The following is a 16,856-nucleotide window of genomic DNA, read 5'->3' on the forward strand; positions in this document are numbered from 1 at the left end:
CGCTACAATCCGCCCCTTGTGCCCAGTTCAATGATTTTGAAGGAAAACCATGACGTTCAAGGCCCCGGACAGCCTCTCCGAGCAGATTGCCGATTACCTGGCCGAACGCATCATCCGCGGCGAACTGGCGCCGGGCGAGCGCATCCAGGAGCAAAAGGTCACCCAGGCGCTGAATGTCAGCCGCGGTTCGGTGCGTGAGGCATTATTGATCCTCGAACGTCGGCATCTGGTCGCGATCTTGCCGCGTCGTGGCGCTCATGTGACCAAGCTGGACGAGCGCAGCGTGCGCAGCCTGTGCAACTTGATGGGCGAGTTCTACATCCTGCTGGGCAACGCCGTTGCACAAAAATGGCGCCTTGAGGCCGACCTGCGCCCGTTTCTGGAGATCCAGCAGCGCCTGCAGCTGGCCCGCGACAAACGGGACATCAAGGTGTTCGTTGCCGAAAGCTTCGCGGTGATGCGGGCGGCCTATCCGTTCGCCGACAACCCTTACCTGCAGGAAACCGTAGAAAACCTGCAGCCGGCCATGAGCCGCGCCTACTACCTGGCCCTGGACCAGCGCCAGGCCAGCACCGACGACTACCTGCAGCTGTTCGCCTGCCTGCTTGAGGCCGTGGTCTCGCGCGACCTCCCGCGCATCCGCGAGGTGCTCACCGCTTACTGCCAGCGCAGCTGTGAACTGGTGCTGGCGGCGTTGGCCCGGGCCTGACCATGCGCCTCAAATGCATTCGCCTGGCCGGGTTCAAGTCGTTCGTCGACCCGACCACGGTCAACTTCCCCAGCAACATGGCGGCCGTGGTCGGCCCCAACGGTTGCGGCAAGTCCAACATCATCGACGCGGTGCGCTGGGTGATGGGCGAGAGCTCGGCGAAAAACCTGCGCGGCGAGTCGATGACCGACGTCATCTTCAACGGCTCCACCAGCCGCAAGCCGGTCAGCCAGGCCAGCATCGAGCTGGTGTTCGACAACAGCGACAACACCCTGGTAGGTGAATACGCGGCCTACGCCGAGATTTCCATCCGCCGCAAGGTGACCCGCGACGCGCAGAACAGCTACTACCTCAACGGCGCCAAATGCCGTCGCCGCGATATCACCGATATCTTCCTCGGCACCGGCCTTGGGCCGCGCAGCTACTCGATCATCGAGCAGGGCATGATCTCCAAGCTGATCGAAGCCAAGCCCGAGGAGTTGCGCAACTTCATCGAGGAGGCGGCGGGCATCTCCAAGTACAAGGAGCGCCGTCGCGAAACCGAGAACCGCATCCGCCGCACCCAGGAAAACCTGGCGCGCCTGACCGACCTGCGCGACGAGCTGGAGCGCCAGCTCGAACGCCTGCACCGCCAGGCCCAAGCCGCCGAGAAGTACCGCGAGTACAAGGCCCAGGAACGCCAGCTCAAGGCGCGCCTGTCGGCCCTGCGCTGGCGCGACCTGGACGAACGCGTACGCCAGCGCGAAGCGGTGATCGGCGACCAGGATGTGTCCCACGAGGCGTTGGTGGCCGAGCAGCGTAACGCCGACGCCAGCATCGAGCGCCTGCGCGATGGGCATCACGAATTGTCCGAGCGCTTCAACCAGGTCCAAGGCCGCTTCTATTCGGTGGCAGGCGATATCGCCCGGGTCGAGCAGAGCATCCAGCACGGCCAACAGCGCCTGCGCCAATTGCAGGACGACTTCAAGGAAGCCGAGCGCACGCGGCTGGAGACCGAGTCGCACCTGGGCCATGACCGCACCCTGCTGGCTACCCTTGGCGAAGAACTGGCCATGCTGGCGCCTGAGCAGGAAATGACCCTGGCGGCCGCCGAAGAGGCCGCCGCCACCCTCGAAGAAGCCGAGCTGGGCATGCACGGCTGGCAAGAGCAGTGGGACACCTTCAACACCCGCTCCGCCGAGCCCCGGCGCCAGGCGGAAGTGCAGCAGGCGCGCCTGCAGCAGCTGGAAACCAGCCTGGAGCGCTTGGCGGAGCGCCAGCGCAAGCTGGGTGAAGAACGCGACCTGTTGGGCGCCGAGCCACAGGATGCCGCCCTGCTCGAACTGGCCGAACAGTTGGCCAGTAGCGAAATGCTGCTGGACGAATTGCAGGTGTCCGAACAGCAAGTGGTCGAGCGCCTCGAAGGCACGCGCGAGCAGTTGCAGCAGGCCACCCAGGCGCAACAGCAGGCGCAGGGCGATCTGCAGCGCCTGGGTGGTCGCCTGGCATCGTTGGAGGCCTTGCAGCAGGCTGCGCTGGAGCCTGGCGTGGGCGCCGCAGACTGGTTGCGCGAGCAAGGCCTGGCGCAGCGCCCCCGCCTGGCGGAAGGGCTGCGGGTCGAACCGGGCTGGGAGCTGGCAGTAGAAACGGTGCTTGGCGCCGACCTGCAGGCGGTGCTGGTCGATGAGTTCAATAACCTCGATTTCGCCGACCTGGAGCAAGGCGAGTTGCGCTTGCTGCTGGCCGGCGGCGAGGGTGCACGGCTTGCGGGCAGCCTGCTGGACAAGGTCGAAGGGCGCATCGACCTGACGCCTTGGCTGGGGCAGGTAAAACCGGTCGATGACCTGGCCCAGGCGCTGGCGCTGCGGGCTACCCTGAATGAAGGGCAAAGCCTGGTCAGCCGTGATGGTTACTGGGTGGGCCGGCATTTTTTGCGGGTCAGCCGAGGTGGCGAGGCCGAAGGCGGGGTGTTGGCCCGCGGCCAGGAAATCGAACGCCTGGGCCAGGAGCAGTGGGAGCAGCAAACCGCCCTGGAGCATCTTGAGCAACAGCTTCAAGGCCTGCGCGAGCAGCAGTTGGGCTTTGAAGAGCAGCGCGAGCAGTTGCGCCGCCGTACCCAGGAAGAGAGCCGCCAGCACGGCGAGTTCAAGGCCAACCTGTCGGCCAGCCGTGCCCGTGCCGAGCAAGTCGAATTGCGCCGCCGCCGTCTGCAGGAAGAGCTGACCGAGTTGCAGGAGCAGCGCGTCCTGGAGCACGAGCAACTGGGCGAGGCGCGGCTGGTGCTGCAGGAAGCCCTGGACCTCATGGCCCAGGACACCGAACAGCGCGAGCAGTTGATGGCCCGTCGCGATACCCTGCGCGAAGGCCTCGACCGCGTTCGCCAGGAGGCGCGCCAGCACAAGGACCATGCCCACCAGTTGGCCGTGCGCCTGGGCTCGCTGCGCGCCCAGCATGACTCCACCCGTCAGGCCCTGGAGCGCCTGGAGCAGCAGGCCGCACGCCTGACCGAGCGCCAGGAGCAACTGAGCCTGAACCTGGAGGAGGGCGAAGCACCCCTCGAAGAGTTGCGCTTGAAGCTCGAAGAACTGCTGGAGCGGCGCATGAGCGTCGACGAGGAAATGCGCCAGGCCCGCCTGCACATGGATGAGGCCGACCGTGCACTGCGCGACGCCGAAAAACGCCGCAGCCAGGCCGAGCAGCAAGCCCAACTGCTGCGCGGCCAGCTGGAGCAGTTGCGTTTGGAGTGCCAGGGCCTGGATGTGCGGCGCAAGACCCTGCAAGAGCAATTGCTGGCCGACGGTTACGACCTGCAAGGCGTGCTTGCCACGCTCGAAGCCGACGACAGCGAACAGGGCACCGAGCAGGCGCTGGAACAGACCGAGGCGCGTATCCAGCGCCTGGGCGCGATCAACCTGGCAGCGATCGAAGAATACGAGCAACAGTCCGAGCGCAAGCGCTACCTGGACGCGCAGAACGCCGACCTGGTCGAAGCGCTGGAGACCCTCGAAAACGTCATCCGCAAGATCGACAAGGAAACCCGCAACCGCTTCAAAGATACCTTTGATCAGATAAATGCCGGATTACAGGCACTTTTTCCAAAAGTTTTCGGTGGTGGCAGCGCTTATCTGGAACTGACGGGCGAAGATCTACTCGATACAGGGGTGACGATCATGGCGCGACCACCGGGCAAGAAGAACAGCACCATCCATTTGCTGTCCGGTGGCGAGAAGGCACTGACCGCCCTGGCGCTGGTGTTTGCCATTTTCAAGTTGAACCCCGCACCGTTCTGCATGCTCGACGAGGTCGATGCGCCGCTGGACGATGCCAACGTCGGGCGTTACGCGCGGCTGGTGAAGGAAATGAGTGAGAGTGTGCAGTTCATCTACATCACCCATAACAAGATTGCCATGGAGATGGCGGATCAATTGATGGGGGTGACCATGCACGAGCCCGGCTGCTCCCGCCTGGTGGCGGTGGATGTGGAGGAGGCGATGGCAATGGTCGACGCCTGATGAGCGAAGATACAGCACATTCTGTAGTGAAATGGCCCCGTCATGTGCGACAGACGGTGTAAAGTTCTCTTTGGTCGTGCTAGCTTAATGTCACTCGTTTTTTGCGTGGGTAAAACGCCTGTCAGAACATAGAGTTGGCGCCACGTGTTAAAGGGCTTTGAACCCTTTGTTTTCAAGCATATTTTTATAGAGGCACGGGATTACATGGAAATCGGTCTGCGCGAGTGGCTGATCCTCATCGGCATCATTGTCATTGCCGGTATTCTTTTCGACGGCTGGCGCCGCATGCGCGGCGGAAAAGGCAAGTTGAAATTCCGCCTGGATCGCAGTTATACCAATGCCCCCGACGAAGAGGGCGGCGCCGAAGTGCTCGGCCCGTCGCGGGTGCTGGATAACCACAAGGAGCCAGAACTGGACGAGAGCGACCTGCCCTCGCTCAGTGCGTCGTCGCGTGATCGCGAGCGCGAGCCCAAGCCGGTCAAGGCCAGCAAGCGTGGCAAGCGTGCCGCAGAAGTGCCGCAGGGTGACCTGAACCTGGTGGCCGAATCGCGCGAGCCTGACCTGTTTGCCGATAGCGATGATGACTTTGCTGCCGACAACAACCGCAACAGCGGTGCGTCGTCCGCCAACAACACGGTCAAGGAACTGCCCCCTGCCGAAGAGGTGCTGGTAATCAGCGTCATCTCCCGCGACGAGGGTGGCTTCAAAGGGCCAGCGCTGCTGCAGAACATTCTCGAAAGCGGCCTGCGTTTTGGCGAGATGGACATCTTCCACCGCCACGAGAGCATGGCCGGCCACGGCGAAGTGCTGTTCTCCATGGCCAACGCGGTGAAGCCCGGTATTTTCGACCTGGACGATATCGACCACTTCAGCACCCGTGCGGTGAGCTTCTTCCTGGGCCTGCCGGGCCCGCGTCATCCGAAGCAGGCCTTCGACGTGATGGTTGCAGCGGCGCGCAAGTTGGCCCATGAGCTCAATGGTGAACTCAAGGATGATCAGCGCAGCGTGCTGACCGCCCAGACCATCGAGCATTACCGCCAGCGCATCGTCGAGTTCGAGCGCCGCGCGCTGACCCAGAAGCGCTGATAGTTCCAGACGAAAGAGCAGCCTGCGGGGCGTGCTGGCCGGTTCGGGTTCCATAAAGGATCCCGGGCCCCAGGCCACGTCCTTCAGGCTGCTTTTTTGCTTTGCAAGAGAAGAAAAGAATGACCGCCGAATCCCGAATCCACGCCCTGCGCGCCGAACTCGACCAGCACAACTACCGCTACTACGTGCTCGATGAGCCCAGCGTGCCCGATGCCGAATACGACCGCCTGTTCAACGAACTCAAGGCGCTGGAGGCTGAGCACCCGCACCTGGTGACGCCCGACTCGCCAACCCAGCGCGTCGGCGGCCAGGCCTTGGCCGCGTTCAGCCAGGTACGTCACGAAGTGCCCATGCTCAGCCTGGGCAACGCCTTCGAAGAAGCCGACCTGCGTGAATTCGGCCGTCGTGTGGTCGACGGCCTCGACCAGCCAGGTGCGGTCGACTTCAGCTGCGAACCCAAGCTCGATGGCCTGGCCGTGAGCCTGCTGTACCGTGACGGCCAATTGGTGCAGGGCGCTACCCGCGGCGATGGCACGACCGGTGAAGACATCAGTGCCAACGTGCGCACCGTGCGCAACATTCCGCTAAAGCTCCAGGGCGAAGGCTGGCCGGCGGTGCTGGAAGTGCGCGGCGAGGTGTACATGAGCAAGGCCGGTTTCGACCGGCTCAATGCGGCCCAGGCAGAGGCGGGCGGCAAGACCTTCGCCAACCCGCGCAACGCCGCGGCTGGCAGCCTGCGCCAGCTGGACTCGAAAATCACCGCCAGTCGCCCGCTGGAGTTCTGTTGCTACGGCGTAGGCCAAGTGTCCGAAAGCATCGGCGACAGCCACATTGGCATCCTCGAACAGCTGAAGGCCTGGGGCCTGCCGATCAGCCGTGAGCTCAGGCATGCCGCCGGCATCGAAGAATGCCTGGCGTACTACCGCGACATCGGCGAGCGCCGCAACAGCCTGCCTTACGAAATCGACGGTGTGGTGTTCAAGGTCAACAGCCTGGCGTCCCAGCGTGAGCTGGGCTTCCGCGCCCGCGAGCCGCGCTGGGCGATTGCCCACAAGTTCCCGGCCATGGAAGAGTTGACCGAAGTGCTGGATGTCGAATTCCAGGTCGGCCGCACTGGGGCGGTAACCCCTGTGGCGCGTCTGAAGCCGGTCAAGGTGGCCGGTGTGACCGTGTCCAACGCCACCCTGCACAACATGGACGAAATCGCCCGCCTGGGCCTGCGCATCGGCGATACGGTCATCATTCGCCGCGCCGGTGATGTCATCCCGCAAGTCATGCAAGTGGTGCTCGAGCGCCGCCCCGAAGATGCCCGCCCGGTCGAAGTGCCGAGCGAGTGCCCGGTGTGTGGCTCGCAGGTCGAGCGTACCCAGCTGGTCAAGCGCAGCAAGGGCAAGGAAACCACCAGCGAAGGCGCGGTGTACCGTTGCGTCGGCCGCCTGGCCTGTGGCGCCCAGCTCAAGCAGGCGATCATTCACTACGTTTCGCGCCGCGCGATGGACATCGACGGCCTGGGCGAGAAGAGTGTCGAGCAGTTGGTGGACGAAGGGTTGATCGGCTCGCCGGCGGACCTGTACAAGTTGGAATTCGACCAGATCGTCGGCTTGGAAGGGTTTGCCGAGGTGTCCAGCAAGAAGCTGCTGGATGCCATCGAAGCCAGCAAGCGCCCGAGCCTGGCGCGTTTCATCTATGCCCTGGGTATTCCAGATGTGGGTGAAGAGACTGCCAAGGTGCTGGCGCGCTCGCTGGGCACGCTGGAGCGGGTGCAGCAGGCCCTGCCGCAGGTGCTGACCTACCTGCCGGACATCGGCCTTGAAGTGGCTTACGAGATCCACAACTTCTTTGAAGACGAACACAACTGCAAGGTCATCGAACAGTTGCTGGCCTGCGGCATGCAGTTGCAGGACGAAGGCGACCTGGCCGCCGAGTTTGCTGCCAGCACCACCCTGGCTGGGATGATCGCCAAGCTCGACATTCCCTCGGTCGGCCCGACCGGCGCTGAAAAGCTGGTGGCCAAGCTCGATAGCCTGGACAAGATCATCGCTGCCGATGGCATCGACTTGCGTCAGGCCTTGGCTGCCAAGCAGGCCGAGGCGGTGCGCGAGTTCTTCAAGGACGAAGCGAACCAGAAGCTGGCGCGGGCCATCGAGGCCCAGTTGCTGGCGTTCGGCATGCACTGGCACAGCGAGAAGAAAGTCGCCGAAGGGCTGCCGTTGGCGGGGCAGACCTGGGTGTTGACCGGCACCCTGGAGCGCATGAGCCGCGACATTGCCAAGGAGAAGCTGGAAAGCCTCGGCGCCAAGGTGGCGGGTTCCGTTTCCGGCAAGACCCACTGCGTGGTCGCCGGCCCAGGCGCGGGCTCCAAGCTGGCCAAGGCCAGTGAGCTGGGGGTGAAGGTGCTGGACGAAGACGCGTTCATTGCCTTCCTCGGCGAACAAGGCATCACCCTCTGACCCTGCGCGGACCTTGTAGGAGCGGCCTTGCGTCGCGAAAGGGCTGCGCAGCGGCCCCTGGATTTCAGCTTCGCCGCAGAGATTGCTGGGGCCGCTTCGCGCCCCTTTCGCGACGCAAGGCCGCTCCTACAAAGGCCGTCGTTCGCCAAGGTACCCCCGAATTCAAACAAGTCATTGAGAAATGATGACTTTTTCTCCGGCCAGAGGTTGTAACTTCGCCTCAGACCGGTACAATGGCGCGGCTCGCTGCTTAGCGAGTCGCGTTAGTGGTGGCCCCATCGGTCCCCCCGCATTGATTACCCGTTAACCTGGTCAGGCCCGGAAGGGAGCAGCCATAGCGGGAACATCGAGTGCCGGGGTGTGGCTGGTGGGGCCGCCTCCATTTCTGGGGCCAAAAACTTCAGCCTGCCAGCACAAGGCCTTCCCTCTGGCCTGTTTTCCCCGCAGCGCTCCTGCTGTTGCCAGCGCTTAGGTAATAAAGTGACGATCTCAACGTAAGCAAATGCTTGCCTTTGCCTGTGCCTTGCCGTGATAGAAAACAGCACCTATACGCAAGGACAGCTTCATGAAGTCGTCTGTACCCACCACCCCTCGGTTTCAGCCCTTTACGGTGTTCTGCATCGCGTGCTTCCTGCTGTCCATCAGCTATGGAACGACGTTCCTGCTCTCGATGCTGGTGCAGACGCTGGGTGGGACTGCCAGCGATGCCGGGCAGGTATTCGCTGTTGCCATGCTAAGTACGTTGTTCTCTGTGCTGGGCTCGGGGCACCTGCTGCAGCGCTTTGGCGCTGCTCGCAGCATCGCTGTGGGGGCGCTCTGCCTGGTCGGGTCATCAGTGGGCTTTGCCATGGTCTCAAGCCTGGGCATCGCTTTGTTGGCATGCGGCTTGATGCTTGGCATCGGCTGGGGGGTGTTCTACACCATTGGCCCCATCATGGTGACGCAAATGGTCGAGCCCACGCGCCGTACCCATTGTTTTGCACTGCTCTCTGGCAGCATGCTGACCGGCATTGGCACCGGGCCCTTGCTGGGCAAGTTCGCCGCTTTCGTTGCACTGCCTACCCAGCTCGCGTTCTGGGTGGCGGCGTGCGCTGCAGGGGTGGCGGGGTTGTACTTTGCTTGGCTCGCTTCGACTTCTCAGGGGCGGCGACCTGCTGAGAAGGTGCAAATCGGGTTGGCGTCCGCGCTCAAAGTGATGAGCTCGCGCTCTGGGCTGTCGATCCTGATGGTAGGGCTGGGCGGGGCAATCTTCGGCACCATGGGCAGTTTCCAGACCAGCTATGCCGCTCGCCTGGGGCTTGATTACTCGACCTTCTTCATTGGCTTCATGGGCGCTGCGATCGCCTGCAGGCTCCTGCTGGCCGGCTGGGTCGTGAAGCAACACCCGCTAGCGACCTCCTGGGTTCTAACCTTGATCATGGCAACGGCCGTGCTGGGGTTCGACCAGTGGGTGCACAGCACTCAAAGTTATCTGGCCATGGCCGTTCTTCTGGGTGTGGGTTACGGCCTGAATTACTCGGTGATCAACGGGCTGGCTGCCAACGAGGCACCGGCAGGGCTTACGGCACAAGCGTTGCTGCTGTTCAGCTTGTCGTATTTCATCGGTGTGTTCGGCTTCCCCTACGTCGCCAGCCAATTGATCACGCAGCTTGGGATCAACGCGATGATGCTCAGCATTGAAGGCGTGGCGTTCCTGGTGGTAGGGCTAAGTACGGCCAGATGGCTGGCTTCGCGCTTTTCCAGGCCTGCTCTGGTGTAGGTGTTTTTCCCCAAGGGCGCCTGCTGCTGACAGCCTCATCAAACGCTGAAATTTCGGACAGGCCAGGTGATCTACCTCAGGGCACTGCGCTGCATGCCGCAGCCCCTTGCTCATGGCCTGCAAGCGTTTGACCCGGGTATCGATTTCGTCCGCCTTGGCTATCAGCATCTGTCGATCGACTTGAAGGTCCACCAGCATCGCCCCGATCTCATCCAGGGAAAACCCTGATGCCTGCCCCAAGGCGATCAGTGCCAGCCTATCCGCAATGTCGGCGGCGAACTGGCGCCGCTGGCCACGCCCGGCGAGCGACGTGAGCAGGCCTTTCTTTTCGTAGTAACGCAGGGTCGACGCAGGGACGCCTGTGCGTTTGGCGACATCGGCAATGTCCATCGAGGTCCTTGACTTGAAGTTGACTTCAACTTCTATGCTGCGCGGCAGGTAACTGAACGTCAATCCTAGAGGGCTGAATCAATGACGCTTGCCATGCTACAAGCCGCTTTGCTGATCGGGGTCGGCGCCACCGTGATCATGGACCTATGGGGCATGTTGCTGCGGCGCTTGGGCATCCCCACCTTGAATTTCGCCATGGTCGGGCGTTGGGCGGGGCATTTGATGAAGGGGCGAGCGCGCCATGAGGCGATTGCCAAGGCGGAGCCTGTGGCCAACGAGGTGGTCTGGGGTTGGCTGATTCACTATGGCATCGGTGTGCTGTTTGCGGTGATGTTGGTGGGAATGGTCGGGGAGGGCTGGCTGAGTGCGCCGACGCTGTGGCCTGCGCTGGCGTGGGGTGTGGTGACAGTGGCGGCGCCGCTGTGCTTCATGCAGCCGTTGATGGGGGCAGGGTTCTTTGCCTCCAGAACGCCGACGCCTGGGCGTAACTGCCTGAAGAGTCTGGTGACGCATTCGGTGTTTGGGGTTGGGTTGTTTTTGAGTGCGGTTGTGGTTGCGATTGATTGAAAGGGTGTTAGCGGTAGGGCTTTGGATGTTGGTGGGGCTGGGTGCAGGGCGTGGGTTTTGTGTGGCCGTTGAGATCGAGCGCCGCCCGCGCGGCGCATCGCGAGCAAGCTCGCTCCTACATCCGTTTCGGGCCAATTATGCCTGACGCATTGGCGCGCGGCCCCTTGGGGCTTGTCTCGATATCGCGTCGTACAAACAAGGCGGTCGCGTAAATGCCACAGGCCTCACTGGCCCGAAACGGATGTAGGAGCGAGCTTGCTCGCGATGCGCCGCGCGGGCGGCGCTCGATCTTGTAGGCGACATAGCGCTTTCGGCGGACACCTGTCAGCGCCAACGCGCTCTAAAACCAGGAATGTTCCTACACTTCTATAGCCGATTTCCCGATGCCCTGTAAGGCTCGCAGAAATATCCTACGCATCCCGTCGACTCGCGTCTGATTGTCCTGGGGAACCCCACCCCATAGGCTTTTGCGGTCGCTGTCGGTTCAGCGATCGGGTGTGGAAACCCGAGGTGTACGGGACAGCTGTCAGTAATGGCGGCTGTGAGCGGGAGGTATTCGTACCTACCGGGTTTACCGTACGCCTGGATTTCCACCCCGCTTACAGCTGCCACCCCAATGTGTGGAAACGGAAGGATGCAGACAAACCAGTACGGAGCTGTCATGAAAAAAATCGTACCCGACCCACCCCATACCTTCGACCTGCCCCCGGGCAAGTCCCTTTCTCGCGTCATCAGCGAAGGCATCGTGCCAATGCACTTCGCGCTGATGAATGTCTCCCACTACCTGATGTTCGCCTACAGCGACAGCCGCCGAGCGCTCGAGCGCATTGAGGACGAAGAAACCCGACAGCTGTTGGAGCATGGCCTGCGCGCCATGCAGATCGCCTGGGGCCAGGCGGATGCCGTGACGCTGGCTGTTGAGCGTCAGCACTGACCGATTCGCGCGCAGGGGCGCAAGGCCGCTATCACATCATCACGGCCTTGGCGCTGCGGCATTCCCGGCATACCCCACAGCCCCATACCGCTGGCTGATCCGCTCGATCTCCCCCGTCTGTTTCATGCGCACCAGCGCCCTGAGCACCCCTTGCGTCGGTACCGCCGGGTCGCTGCGCACCATGCACCCCAGCTCCTGCTCCTCCAGCACCGCCAGCACCTGCAACTGCTGCCCCGCCGGCAAGCTGTGGTTGAACCACTGCAACGACAGTTCATTGCTCACCGCATGCAGGTACCGCCCCGCGTGCAGCTTCTGCAGGGCCAGCAGTTGGCTGCGGCTGTCTTCGCGGTGCAGCCTGCCCTGTTCGAACAAAGGCTGCAAAGTCGAATAGGCATAACCCAGCACGGTGCCGATGGCTTGCGGCGCCAGTTGTTCCGGGCGGGTGGGGCTGACTTCGCCAGCGCCGCCAACCAGCACGTCGCGCTGATGAATCAACGGGATGCTCCAGACATAATTGCCCGGCCGATCATGAAACCATTGGGTGCTGACATAGCAGCGCACGTCGATATCGCCGCTCTCCATGGCCTCCTGCAGGCGCAGGCGTGCCAGTACGTGATACTCCGGGCGTACACCCGCTTCCCGGGCAATGGCCTGCATCAGGTCGAACAGCAAACCCTCCACCGGTTTGTCGCCTTCGACGCGTATCAGCGGCATGCTCCAGCTCTCGGCGACGGAAAAACGCAGCACCGGTTGTTCGGCCAGGCTGTGGGTGGCCCAGAGCAATAGCAGGGGCAACAGTCTTCGCAAGGCACATCCTCCCTGGATAGCGCGCCAGTTTCATAGCTTAGACCAGTCGCGCAGGGTGCAATTTCGGCCCCGCTCCGCTAGCATTAGCGATCTTCCGCTCGATCAGGCTACGATGGTTTTTCGATGAGTTATCAGGTTCTTGCACGAAAATGGCGTCCGCGCTCGTTCCGCGAAATGGTCGGCCAGGCCCATGTGCTCAAGGCCTTGATCAATGCCTTGGACAACCAGCGCCTGCACCATGCCTACCTGTTTACCGGCACCCGTGGCGTAGGCAAGACTACCATTGCCCGTATCATCGCCAAATGCCTGAACTGCGAAACCGGCATCACCTCCACGCCCTGCGGCACCTGTTCGGTGTGCCGGGAGATCGACGAAGGCCGCTTCGTCGACCTGATCGAGATCGACGCCGCCAGCCGTACCAAGGTCGAAGACACCCGCGAGCTGCTGGATAACGTGCAATATGCCCCGAGCCGTGGGCGCTTCAAGGTCTACCTGATCGACGAAGTGCACATGCTCTCGACCCACTCGTTCAACGCCTTGCTCAAGACGCTGGAAGAGCCGCCGCCCTACGTCAAGTTCATCCTCGCCACCACCGACCCGCAGAAGCTGCCGGCGACCATCCTCTCGCGCTGCCTGCAGTTCTCGCTGAAGAACATGAGCCCGGAGCGGGTGGTCGAGCACCTCAGCCATGTGCTCACCGCCGAAAGCGTGCCGTTCGAGCCCGATGCACTGTGGTTGCTTGGCCGCGCCGCCGATGGCTCGATGCGCGATGCCATGAGCCTGACCGACCAGGCCATCGCCTTCGGTGAAGGCAAGGTGCTCGCCGCCGATGTGCGGGCTATGCTGGGCAGCCTCGACCATGGCCAGGTCTATGGAGTGCTGCAGGCACTGCTCGAAGGCGATGCGCGGGCGCTGCTCGAGGCCGTGCGCAACCTTGCCGAGCAAGGGCCGGACTGGAGCGGTGTGCTGGCCGAGATGCTCAATGTGCTGCACCGTGTCGCCATCGCCCAGGCGCTGCCAGAGGCGGTGGACAACGGCCAGGGCGACCGTGACCGCGTGTTGGCGCTGGCCCAGGCGCTACCGGCCGAGGACGTGCAGTTCTATTACCAGATGGGCCTGATCGGCCGTCGCGACCTGCCCTTGGCGCCCGACCCGCGTGGCGGCTTCGAGATGGTCCTGCTGCGGATGCTGGCCTTCCGCCCGGCCGATACCGACGATGCACCGAAGCCGGTGCTAAAGCCGGTGGGGATCAGCCAAGCCACAGCTGATCCTGCAACCCCGGTGGCAGCGGCGCTGGTGGCCCCTGCGCCGCCAGTCGCAGAGCCCGTGGAGCCGGTCGTCGCGCAAGCTGTACCTGCCCCGGTCGCACCGGCCGTCGAGCAGGCGCCTGCGGTTGCTCAGCCCGCGCCTGTCGTTGAGGCGCCCGTAGGGACCGCTGCACCAGCGGCGGAGCCCGCCGCCGAGGTCATCGACCTGCCTTGGGAAGAGCCTGTAGCGCCGGCGCAGCCGGTTGCTGCCGCCCCCGAGCCCGTTGTCGCTCCGCAGCCTGCCGCGGCCGAGCCACAGCGTGATCAGCCGGCCTACGACGAGCCGCCGTTCGACCCGTCCGCCTATGCTGCGGCGGGCATGGACCGTGATGACGAGCCGCCGGCGGACGAAGACTATTACATCGGTGACAGCGACCCGGTCGGCTTCAGTTACCTCGATGAACTGGCCGAGCATGTTCAGGAAGAGCAGGCCAAACCCGCTGCCGAACCGCTGCCGGCCGCCAAGCCGGCCACCGGCCTGGCCCTGCAATGGCTGGAATTATTCCCACAGTTGCCTGTCTCCGGTATGACAGGCAACATCGCCGCAAACTGTACGTTGATGGCCGCCGACGGCGACGACTGGCTGCTGCACCTGGACCCTGGCCAGGGCGCGCTGTTCAACGCCACCCAGCAGCGGCGTCTGAACGAGGCGCTCAATCAGCACCTTGGGCGTACCCTGAGCCTGCGTATCGAGCTGATTCGCCCTGAGCAGGAAACCCCGGCCCAGGCTGCCTCGCGCAAACGGGCCGAGCGCCAGCAAGACGCCGTGGTGTCGATCGAGCAGGATCCGTTGATCCAGCAGATGATCAAGCAGTTCGGTGCCAAGGTGCGACAGGATACTATTGAGCCTGTAGAGGCCCTGGCCAATCAGGGCCAGTAACGGATAACCATGCGGCCGGCCCGGTGCCAGGCCGCATCACACGACCCAATCGAGGTATACCCCCATGATGAAAGGTGGCATGGCCGGCCTGATGAAGCAGGCTCAGCAGATGCAGGAAAAAATGGCCAAGATGCAGGAAGAACTGGCCAACGCCGAAGTGACCGGCCAATCCGGTGGTGGCTTGGTGAGTGTGGTAATGACCGGTCGTCACGATGTGAAGCGCGTCAGCATCGACCAAAGCCTGATGTCGACTGATGAAGACGACAAGGAAGTGCTCGAAGACCTGATCGCTGCCGCACTGAACGACGCGGTACGCAAGGTGGAGCAGAGCAGCCAGGAAAAAATGGGCGGCATGACCGCTGGCATGCAGTTGCCACCGGGCTTCAAGATGCCGTTCTGATCGACCTTTTGCGTCAAATGGGGAGTAACGGCCGTAGGGTCGTTGCTCCCTTGTTCATTCTGTTCCCCCGACTTGCAGGCCTGCCTACATGAGCTTCAGCCCCCTGATCCGCCAACTGATCGACGCTTTGCGCACCTTGCCGGGTGTCGGCCAGAAAACTGCCCAGCGCATGGCCCTGCAACTGCTCGAACGCGACCGCAGCGGCGGCCTGCGCCTGGCTCAGGCGCTGACCCAGGCCATGGAAGGGGTGGGCCATTGCCGCCAATGCCGCACCCTGACCGAGCAGGAACTGTGCCCGCAGTGTGCCGACCCGCGCCGTGACGACACGCAGTTGTGTGTGGTCGAAGGGCCGGTGGATGTGTATGCGGTGGAGCAGACCGGTTACCGCGGCCGCTATTTCGTGCTCAAGGGGCACCTGTCGCCGCTCGATGGCCTGGGGCCTGAGGCGATCGGTGTGCCGCAGCTGATGGCGCGGATCGAAGCGCAGGGCACCTTTACCGAGGTGATCCTGGCGACCAACCCGACGGTGGAAGGGGAGGCAACGGCGCATTACATCGCCCAGTTGCTGAACGAGAAAGGCCTGGTGGCGTCGCGGATTGCCCATGGCGTGCCGCTGGGGGGCGAGCTGGAGTTGGTGGATGGCGGGACGCTGGCGCATGCCTTTGCAGGGCGCAGGCCGATTTCGCTCTGATTTCAGATCTTGGGGCTGCAAAGCAGCCCCGGTATGTAACTCAATTTTCGTTAAGCGAAAACTCGGTCAGGCAGAACGTCGGCACACCCGCCGCCTGCAGCCGGCGCGAACCTTCCAGCTCTGGCAGGTCAATGATCGCCGCCGCCTCAAACACCTGGGCCCCGGTACGGCGCACCAGGTTCGCCGCCGCCAGCAGCGTGCCGCCGGTGGCAATCAGGTCATCGAAAATCAGCACCGAGTCGCCTTCACACAGGCTGTCGGCATGCACTTCGAGGAAGGCCTCGCCATACTCGGTCTGATAACCCTCGGAAAGCACGTCGGCCGGCAGCTTGCCTTGTTTGCGGAACAGGATCAGCGGCTTGTTCAACTGGTGGGCGATGATCGAGCCGATCAGGAAGCCGCGCGCGTCCATGGCGCCGATGTGGCTGAACTCAGCCTCGACATAACGCTCGATGAACTGGTCGGCGACATAGCGCAGCCCGCGCGGGGATTGGAACAGCGGGGTGATGTCGCGAAAGATCACGCCCGGTTTGGGGAAGTCCACTACCGGGCGGATCAGGGCTTTGAGGTCGAAGGCTTCGCTGTGCATTGGTGCGGGTATCCTGGAAAAACGATTGCGCCAGTATACCCGTTAACCCAGGCTCAGGCGTCTATTGCACCGCCGGCCAGTGCACACAGCTGGATCGGGTCGAGGATATGCACTTCCTTGCCTTCGGCGCGCAGCAGGCCGTTTTGCTGGAAGCGGGTGAACACCCGCGACACGGTTTCCACCGCCAGGCCCAGGTAATTGCCGATTTCGTTGCGCGACATGCTCAGGCGGAACTGGTTGGCCGAATAGCCACGGGCGCGGAAGCGCGCGGACAGGTTGACCAGGAAGGTTGCAATGCGTTCGTCGGCGGTTTTCTTCGACAGCAGCAGCATCATCTGCTGGTCGTCGCGGATCTCGCGGCTCATTACCCGCATCAACTGGCGGCGCAACTGCGGCAGTTGCACCGAGAGTTCGTCGAGGCGCTCGAAGGGGATCTCGCACACCGACGTGGTCTCCTGGGCCTGGGCCGACACCGGGTAGGCCTCGGTGTCCATGCCGGACAGGCCGACCAGCTCGCTGGGCAGGTGGAAGCCGGTGATCTGCTCTTCGCCGCTGTCGCTGAGGCTGAAGGTCTTGAGGGCGCCGGAACGTACTGCATAGACCGAGCCGAAATTGTCACCCTGGCGGAACAGGAACTCGCCTTTTTTCAGCGGCCGGCCACGTTTGACGATTTCATCCAGTGCATCCATGTCTTCCAGATTGAGCGAAAGAGGCAGGCACAGGGGGGCCAGGCTGCAATCCTTGCAATGGGCCTGGGCATGTGGGCGCAGTTTAACTGGCTCGGACATTTTCAATC

14 protein-coding genes and 1 other RNA gene are annotated in these 16,856 nt (G+C 63.1%); 11 read left to right on the top strand and 4 right to left on the bottom strand.

Going from position 1 to position 16,856, the window contains the following annotated elements; genetic code table 11:
- Positions 1–49: 49 nt before the first annotated feature.
- From DJ563_RS01985 to DJ563_RS02010, 6 genes are all read left to right on the top strand, one after another.
- Complete coding sequence (locus DJ563_RS01985; protein WP_033699372.1) at positions 50–709, top strand: GntR family transcriptional regulator; 660 nt, start codon at positions 50–52, stop codon at positions 707–709.
- A 2-nt stretch (positions 710–711) separates the two neighbouring features.
- Positions 712–4,200, top strand: a complete 3,489-nt coding sequence (gene smc, locus DJ563_RS01990; protein WP_434518724.1) for a chromosome segregation protein SMC — start codon at positions 712–714, stop codon at positions 4,198–4,200.
- Between the two features lie 204 nt (positions 4,201–4,404).
- Complete coding sequence (gene zipA / locus DJ563_RS01995; protein ID WP_274100007.1) at positions 4,405–5,286, top strand: cell division protein ZipA; 882 nt, start codon at positions 4,405–4,407, stop codon at positions 5,284–5,286.
- 119 nt (positions 5,287–5,405) lie between these two features.
- Positions 5,406–7,736 (top strand): NAD-dependent DNA ligase LigA, encoded by a 2,331-nt coding sequence (gene ligA / locus DJ563_RS02000; protein WP_274100006.1) that lies wholly within the window; start codon positions 5,406–5,408, stop codon positions 7,734–7,736.
- A gap of 276 nt (positions 7,737–8,012) precedes the next feature.
- An RNA gene (gene ffs, locus DJ563_RS02005) (signal recognition particle sRNA small type) lies at positions 8,013–8,109 on the top strand.
- A gap of 192 nt (positions 8,110–8,301) precedes the next feature.
- Positions 8,302–9,495, top strand: coding sequence for an MFS transporter (locus DJ563_RS02010; protein WP_434518725.1), 1,194 nt, complete (start codon positions 8,302–8,304; stop codon positions 9,493–9,495).
- Here the strand turns inward: DJ563_RS02010 and DJ563_RS02015 are convergent.
- Positions 9,442–9,885, bottom strand: a complete 444-nt coding sequence (locus tag DJ563_RS02015; protein WP_274099472.1) for a helix-turn-helix domain-containing protein — start codon at positions 9,883–9,885, stop codon at positions 9,442–9,444. The two genes, DJ563_RS02010 and DJ563_RS02015, sit on opposite strands and share 54 nt — an antisense overlap.
- Positions 9,886–9,978: 93 nt before the next feature.
- Here DJ563_RS02015 and DJ563_RS02020 point away from each other — a divergent pair, with 93 nt between their 5' ends.
- Entirely contained in the window at positions 9,979–10,452 is a 474-nt protein-coding gene (locus tag DJ563_RS02020; RefSeq protein ID WP_434518726.1) for a DUF2938 domain-containing protein, read from the top strand.
- Between the two features lie 661 nt (positions 10,453–11,113).
- A complete protein-coding gene (locus DJ563_RS02025) occupies positions 11,114–11,386 on the top strand; it encodes a hypothetical protein (protein ID WP_274099475.1) in 273 nt (90 codons plus the stop codon).
- 39 nt (positions 11,387–11,425) lie between these two features.
- On the opposite strand, the gene DJ563_RS02030 is transcribed toward DJ563_RS02025, so the two are convergent.
- Complete coding sequence (locus DJ563_RS02030) at positions 11,426–12,193, bottom strand: substrate-binding periplasmic protein (RefSeq protein ID WP_274099476.1); 768 nt, start codon at positions 12,191–12,193, stop codon at positions 11,426–11,428.
- 123 nt (positions 12,194–12,316) lie between these two features.
- Here DJ563_RS02030 and dnaX point away from each other — a divergent pair, with 123 nt between their 5' ends.
- The 3 genes from dnaX to recR all read left to right on the top strand — a co-directional run bounded on the left by dnaX (position 12,317) and on the right by recR (position 15,471).
- Positions 12,317–14,380, top strand: a complete 2,064-nt coding sequence (gene dnaX, locus DJ563_RS02035; RefSeq protein ID WP_274099477.1) for a DNA polymerase III subunit gamma/tau — start codon at positions 12,317–12,319, stop codon at positions 14,378–14,380.
- 64 nt (positions 14,381–14,444) lie between these two features.
- On the top strand, positions 14,445–14,780 hold the full coding sequence (locus DJ563_RS02040; RefSeq protein WP_008093501.1) for a YbaB/EbfC family nucleoid-associated protein: 336 nt from the start codon (positions 14,445–14,447) through the stop codon (positions 14,778–14,780).
- 88 nt (positions 14,781–14,868) lie between these two features.
- Complete coding sequence (gene recR / locus DJ563_RS02045) at positions 14,869–15,471, top strand: recombination mediator RecR (protein ID WP_033699359.1); 603 nt, start codon at positions 14,869–14,871, stop codon at positions 15,469–15,471.
- A gap of 40 nt (positions 15,472–15,511) precedes the next feature.
- Here the strand turns inward: recR and DJ563_RS02050 are convergent, their stop codons facing one another.
- On the bottom strand, positions 15,512–16,060 hold the full coding sequence (locus DJ563_RS02050; protein WP_033699357.1) for an adenine phosphoribosyltransferase: 549 nt from the start codon (positions 16,058–16,060) through the stop codon (positions 15,512–15,514).
- A 53-nt stretch (positions 16,061–16,113) separates the two neighbouring features.
- Positions 16,114–16,848, bottom strand: a complete 735-nt coding sequence (gene fnrA, locus DJ563_RS02055) for a Crp/Fnr family transcriptional regulator FnrA (RefSeq protein ID WP_274099478.1) — start codon at positions 16,846–16,848, stop codon at positions 16,114–16,116.
- Between the last annotated feature and the right edge of the window lie 8 nt (positions 16,849–16,856).

The sequence above is a fragment of the Pseudomonas sp. NFX1 genome (assembly GCF_051123555.1).
Classification (GTDB): Bacteria; Pseudomonadota; Gammaproteobacteria; order Pseudomonadales; family Pseudomonadaceae; genus Aquipseudomonas; species Aquipseudomonas capeferrum.